This window comes from Streptococcus oralis subsp. dentisani (assembly GCF_002096615.1).
GTDB classification, from domain to species: domain Bacteria; phylum Bacillota; class Bacilli; order Lactobacillales; family Streptococcaceae; genus Streptococcus; species Streptococcus oralis_U.
In genome coordinates this window covers 94,635-101,071 of record NZ_NCUX01000026.1, presented here as the reverse complement: position 1 = coordinate 101,071, position 6,437 = coordinate 94,635, and the positions used below count along the sequence as shown (strand labels likewise).

Genomic DNA, 6,437 nt, shown 5'->3' with positions numbered 1-6,437 from the left:
AGGTTCAACAAGCACAAGCAATGGCTCAGCAAGTCAATCAGCTAGCGCATCAGTAAGCTCAAGCCAAAGCGCTTCAGCATCAGTATCTGCAAGTCAAAGCACTTCAGCATCTGTATCAGCAAGCCAATCAGCTTCAGCTTCAATCAGTGCAAGCAACAACTCAGGTAGTGGTTCAGGTTCAACAAGTACAAGCAATGGTTCAGGTGATGCCTCAACTTCAGCAAGTACTTCAGCAAGCTTGAGCAACAGCGTAAGTGCTTCAATCAGCACAGGTGAATCAGTTTCAACAAGCACAAGCTTGAGCGATAGCGCAAGTACCTCAGCTAGCTTGTCTGACAGTGCTTCAATCTCAAACGCTTTGAACCACTCACAAGCTCCTGCACAACAACCTGCTGGACCAGGACGTTCAAACGGTAGAAAACTTCCAAATACAGGAACTGCAAGTAACCAATTTGCTGGTCTTGGATTAGGAGTAGCTGCCTTGGCAACTGCCTCTCTTCTTGGCAAGAAGAAGAAATCAGCAGCTTCTGAAATGGATTTAGAAGACTAAGTTCCAAAAATCGACTAAAATGAAATTGTTGATATCATTTTAGCGATGAAAACAAGAACCCCAGATGGCCTAAGGCTATCTGGGGTTTTTGGCTCTTTGTCAACTGTGGAGGGTGAGATCTAATTAAGCATGAGAGAGAATCAGATTGGTTCTCTCTTTTCTAATATTCAAAGTAACGAGAATTATCACTCTAAATTTTTGAAATTTTGAAAATCAAATACTAGACATCTTATATTCTTGCTGATTGCTTTCAACTAATGGTGAAGTTCACCAGAACAAGTCAACGTCTGGCTGTCAATCTCACAAGGTGTTAAAGTTTTCCTGAAAATTTGAGGATAAAATGCTTTATCATAGGGAGACTGTGATGTTGGAATATGTGAAATTTATTCAGTATAATTTTGGTATTTTGAAGTAGTGTGATGATAGGGAACTGGCTGTTGAATCTGTCCACAGTGAACCGCTTTTACTTGTTCCTGAACTTTCTCTAAGCCATTTGTAGAAGTAGTCTTTGGTGGGTGATTACTTTTTTTTGCCTCGGTTTTCATGGAAATTTAAATTTTTAAAGATTCTTAATTTTGCTTGAAAATCTAAGGAATTTCTTCAAAAATTCACACAAAACTCTTCAATTTGGGTTTGTGGAAATCGGTTTTTTATGATAGAATATTAAGGAATGTATGTCATTCGATAAACAAATTTAATGAGGTAAAAACATGGAAATCATGACCATTGCGATTGTTGTTTTTGCCGTCATCATTGGTTTAGTCATTGGATATGTCAGCATCTCAGCTAAGATGAAATCATCTCAAGAGGCTGCAGAGTTGATGCTTCTAAATGCTGAACAAGAAGCAACTAATTTACGAGGACAAGCTGAGCGCGAAGCGGATTTACTGCTAAATGAAGCCAAGAGCGAAAGCAAGTCTCTTAAAAAAGAAGCACTATTGGAGGCCAAAGAGGAAGCCAGAAAATACCGTGAAGAAGTGGACGCTGAATTTAAGTCAGAACGTCAGGAGCTCAAGCAAATTGAAAGTCGTTTGACGGAGAGAGCTACGAGCCTTGACCGTAAGGACGACAATTTGACGAACAAAGAAAAAACACTTGAACAAAAAGAACAAAGTATTTCTGATAGAGCAAAAAACCTTGATGCACGTGAAGAGCAATTAGAGGAAGTCGAAAGACAAAAAGAAGCTGAACTTGAACGTATCGGCTCCCTTTCCCAAACTGAGGCTCGAGATATTATCTTGGCTCAGACAGAGGAAAACTTGACCAAGGAAATTGCTAGCCGCATTCGTGAGGCAGAGCAAGAAGTGAAGGAACGTTCAGACAAGATTGCGAAAGATATCTTGGTTCAGGCTATGCAGCGTATCGCTGGTGACTATGTAGCAGAGTCAACAAACTCGACAGTTCACCTACCAGATGATACCATGAAGGGTCGCATTATCGGACGTGAAGGTCGTAACATTCGTACCTTTGAAAGTTTGACAGGGGTTGATGTGATTATCGACGATACACCGGAAGTGGTAACCTTGTCAGGATTTGATCCGATTCGTCGTGAAATTGCTCGTATGACCATGGAAATGTTGCTCAAGGATGGCCGTATCCACCCAGCTCGTATCGAGGAGTTGGTTGAGAAGAACCGTCAAGAGATTGACAATAAAATCCGTGAATACGGTGAGGCTGCTGCCTATGAGATTGGTGCGCCAAACCTCCATCCAGACTTGATGAAGATCATGGGACGTTTGCAGTTCCGTACTTCTTATGGACAAAATGTCTTGCGTCATTCGATTGAAGTTGCTAAGTTATCTGGTATCATCGCGAGTGAACTTGGTGAAAATGCAGCTCTTGCCCGTCGTGCTGGATTCCTTCACGACATCGGGAAAGCTATTGACCGTGAGGTTGAAGGTAGCCACGTTGAGATTGGTACGGAGTTGGCTCGTAAGTACAAGGAACACCCAGTTGTGGTGAATACCATTGCTAGCCACCACGGTGATGTCGAAGCCGAAAGCGTCATTGCGGTGATTGTTGCTGCAGCAGATGCCTTGAGTGCAGCGCGTCCAGGTGCTCGTAGCGAGTCTCTTGAAAGCTACATCAAGCGTCTCCATGATTTGGAAGAAATCGCCAATGGCTTTGAAGGAGTGCAAAATAGCTTTGCCCTTCAAGCAGGACGTGAAATCCGCATCATGGTTAATCCAGGACAAATCAAAGACGACAAAGTCACAATCTTGGCTCACAAAGTTCGTGAGAAAATTGAAAATAATCTCGATTACCCAGGAAATATCAAGGTAACCGTGATCCGTGAACTTCGTGCAGTAGATTATGCTAAATAAATAAGAAAGAGCAGTTGAAAAATTACTGCTTTTTTGTTACACTAGATAGAAAGACTGTAGAAGGATAACTGACGCTATCATCAGTATCCTAGAGAAATTTTACTTTATTTCACAGACTAACTAAAGGAGACATAATGGCAGACCGAGGCTTGCTAATCGTTTTTTCTGGTCCTTCAGGAGTTGGGAAGGGAACGGTTAGAAGAGAGATTTTTGAGAGTTCTGAGAATCAATTTCAATACTCTGTATCGATGACGACACGCGCGCAACGTCCTGGTGAAGTAGACGGAGTGGACTATTTCTTCCGTACTCGTGAAGAGTTTGAAGAGCTGATCCGTCAAGGTCAGATGTTGGAATATGCAGAATATGTCGGTAACTACTATGGAACTCCTCTGACCTATGTCAACGAAACCCTAGACAAGGGAATCGATGTCTTCCTTGAGATTGAAGTTCAAGGAGCCCTTCAGGTTAAGAAAAAGGTCCCAGATGCTGTCTTTATCTTCCTAACACCACCAGATTTGGATGAATTGCAAGATCGTTTGGTAGGTCGTGGAACAGATAGCGCTGAAGTGATTGCCCAACGAATTGAAAAAGCCAAGGAAGAAATTGCCCTCATGCGTGAGTATGATTACGCCATTGTCAACGATCAGGTGCCCCTCGCTGCTGAGCGTGTCAAGCGTGTAATCGAAGCAGAACACTTCCGTGTGGACCGTGTCATTGGTCACTATCAGGAGATGTTGCCAAAATCTACAACTACTCGATAAACTATAGGAAACAGGTACAAGCAAATGATGTTAAACCCCTCTATTGATACCTTGCTAGACAAGGTGCCATCAAAATATTCACTCGTAATCTTGGAAGCAAAACGTGCCCACGAACTAGAAGCAGGTGCGCCAGCAACTCAAGAGTTTAAGTCTGAAAAATCAACTCTTCGCGCTTTGGAAGAAATCGAGTCTGGAAATGTAACCATTCACCCAGATCCAGAAGGAAAACGTGAAGCGGTTCGTCTCCGTATCGAAGAAGAAAAACGCCGCAAAGAAGAAGAAGAAAAGAAAATCAAAGAGCAAATCGCTAAAGAAAAAGAAGATGGTGAAAAAATTTAAGGTTGGGGGGACTCAATCTTATTTTTTCTATTGCAAGAATTTACTGACAAGGAGGAGGTGAGAAGATGGCTATCGCAAAGATTATCGTGGATGTTCCCCTGATGCAGACGGACCAGCCATACAGTTACAAGATCCCAGAGGAATTTGTAGAGATGTTGGAAGTCGGTATGCGGGTCCATGTCCCCTTTGGTAAGGGCAATCGTTTGATACAAGGAATTGTGTTAGGTTTGGAGTCCCAATCGACTGAAGAAGTGACCGATCAGGACTTGAAGGAGATTGCAGAAGTGCTGGATTTTTCCCCTGTTCTCACGCAAGAGCAACTCTGGCTGGCTGAGGAGTTACGTAAGTCAGTCTTTTCTTACAAAATCTCTATCCTAAAAGCCATGCTTCCAGGTTTTTTAAACTCCAGCTATGATAAGATTCTCTACCCTCTGGAAGGTCTCAGTCAGGCAGACAAAGAGCGCTTGTTTGGTTCAGAAGATTCGCTAGCCTTTTCTTCTCTAGATTTAGCCAAGCAGGCAGAAATGATGCGCTTGACGAGAAAAGGTTTGCTCCGTTTAGAATACCAGGCAGTCGATCAAAAGAAGGTCAAGACCCAGTCTTGGTATGAGGTTGATGCTACTCAGCTAGAGAAGATTGAGATTTCTGCACGTGCTAAGAAAAAGGCAGAGCTGAGAGACTATTTGCTAGCTCATCCTGAAAGTGCTCCTCTGGCTAGCTTGTTAGAATCCTACTCACGCGAGCAAGTCAACTTCTTTGTGGAGCAAGGAGCTCTAACCCTAGTCCAAAAGGAAGTGCAACGCTCAGCCGCTTATTTTGAAGGCATTGAAGTCAGCCAACCTTTGGAGTTGAATCCAGAACAAAGACAGGCGCGTGATGCCGTTGTCAGTGCTATTGGTAGTCAACAGCCTCCATTCCTCCTTCAAGGGATTACAGGAAGTGGGAAAACGGAGGTTTACTTACAGATCATCCAAGGAGCCTTGGACAAGGGTAAGACAGCTATTTTGCTGGTACCTGAGATTTCTCTGACGCCACAGATGACAGAGCGTTTCATTGCTCGTTTCGGTGAGAAAGTGGCCATTCTTCACTCAGGCCTGTCCAATGGTGAAAAGTACGACGAATGGCGCAAGGTTGAACGTGGCGCTGCTCAAGTTGTCGTTGGCGCTCGATCAGCTATCTTTGCTCCTCTGAAAAATCTGGGTGTCATGATTATCGACGAAGAGCATGAAGCTAGCTATAAACAAGACAGCAATCCCCGTTACCATGCCAGAGAAGTGGCTATTTTACGGGCCCAGTACAATCAAGCAGCCCTAGTCCTTGGTTCAGCGACACCAAGTCTGGAAAGCCGTGCACGGGCTGGCAAAGGTGTCTACCACCACTTACGTCTGACCCAACGAGCCAATCCTTTAGCCACTATTCCTGAGGTTCAAGTAATTGACTTTCGGGACTATATTGGGCAGAATGAGACATCAAACTTTACCCCTCCTTTGCTAGAAGCTATCCAAGACCGCTTGGATAAAAAAGAGCAGGTAGTCCTCATGCTCAACCGTCGGGGTTATTCTAGTTTTGTTATGTGTCGGGAGTGTGGGACAGTAGATAGCTGTCCCAACTGTGACATTTCTCTGACTCTCCACATGGATACCAAGACCATGAACTGCCATTACTGTGGTTTTTCGAAGGGAATTCCTCATGTCTGTCCAAACTGTCAGAGTCGCAGTATTCGCTACTACGGTACAGGGACTCAGAAAGCCTATGATGAACTGGCAGAACTCTTTCCTCAGGCCCGCATTCTACGGATGGATGTGGATACGACTCGTAAGAAAGGCAGTCACCAAGCTCTTCTTGACCAGTTTGGCCGAGGGGAAGCAGATATCTTGTTGGGAACTCAGATGATTGCTAAGGGTTTGGATTTTCCCAATGTGACCCTAGTCGGAGTTCTTAATGCGGATACGGCCTTGAATCTACCAGATTTCCGTTCTTCTGAGAGAACCTTCCAGCTCTTGACTCAGGTGGCTGGTCGCGCAGGTCGTGCAGAAAAGGCTGGGCAGGTCTTGATTCAGTCTTACAATCCTGAGCACTATGCCATTCGTTTTGCTAAGGAACAGGACTACGAAGGCTTTTACGCTTATGAAATGAGTATCAGGCGCCAACTCGGCTACCCGCCTTATTATTTTACGATTGGGATTACCCTCTCTCATAAGAAAGAAGAAGAGGTTGTCAAACGTGCCTATGAAGTCATGGAAATTTTGCGCTCAGGTTTATCGGAAACTAGTAAAATCCTTGGACCAACGCCAAAACCCATTGCTCGTACTCATAACCTTTATCATTACCAGATTTTGATTAAATACCGTTTAGAAGATAAGCTGGGACAGACTCTCAACCAAGTCTTGGCCTTGACTCAAGAACGGGAAAATAGCGAGCTTCGTCTCAGTATTGACCATGAGCCGCAGCAATTTTTATAAG

General features: G+C 44.0%; 5 protein-coding genes. All 5 read left to right on the top strand.

From position 1 onward, the window contains the following. Positions 1 to 550: LPXTG cell wall anchor domain-containing protein (locus tag B7708_RS01315; protein WP_142358249.1), on the top strand; the 550-nt coding region annotated here is incomplete at its 5' end. Between the two features lie 710 nt (positions 551 to 1,260). Beyond that, on the top strand, positions 1,261 to 2,874 hold the full coding sequence (locus tag B7708_RS01310; RefSeq protein WP_049519337.1) for a ribonuclease Y: 1,614 nt from the start codon (positions 1,261 to 1,263) through the stop codon (positions 2,872 to 2,874). A gap of 134 nt (positions 2,875 to 3,008) precedes the next feature. Then, positions 3,009 to 3,635, top strand: coding sequence for a guanylate kinase (gene gmk / locus B7708_RS01305; RefSeq protein WP_084973183.1), 627 nt, complete (start codon positions 3,009 to 3,011; stop codon positions 3,633 to 3,635). Between the two features lie 24 nt (positions 3,636 to 3,659). Beyond that, positions 3,660 to 3,974 carry a DNA-directed RNA polymerase subunit omega gene (gene rpoZ, locus B7708_RS01300; protein ID WP_084973181.1) on the top strand — a complete coding sequence of 105 codons (315 nt, stop codon included), beginning with the start codon at positions 3,660 to 3,662 and terminating at the stop codon, positions 3,972 to 3,974. Between the two features lie 65 nt (positions 3,975 to 4,039). Continuing rightward, positions 4,040 to 6,436, top strand: a complete 2,397-nt coding sequence (locus B7708_RS01295) for a primosomal protein N' (protein ID WP_084973179.1) — start codon at positions 4,040 to 4,042, stop codon at positions 6,434 to 6,436. Position 6,437: the final 1 nt, after the last annotated feature.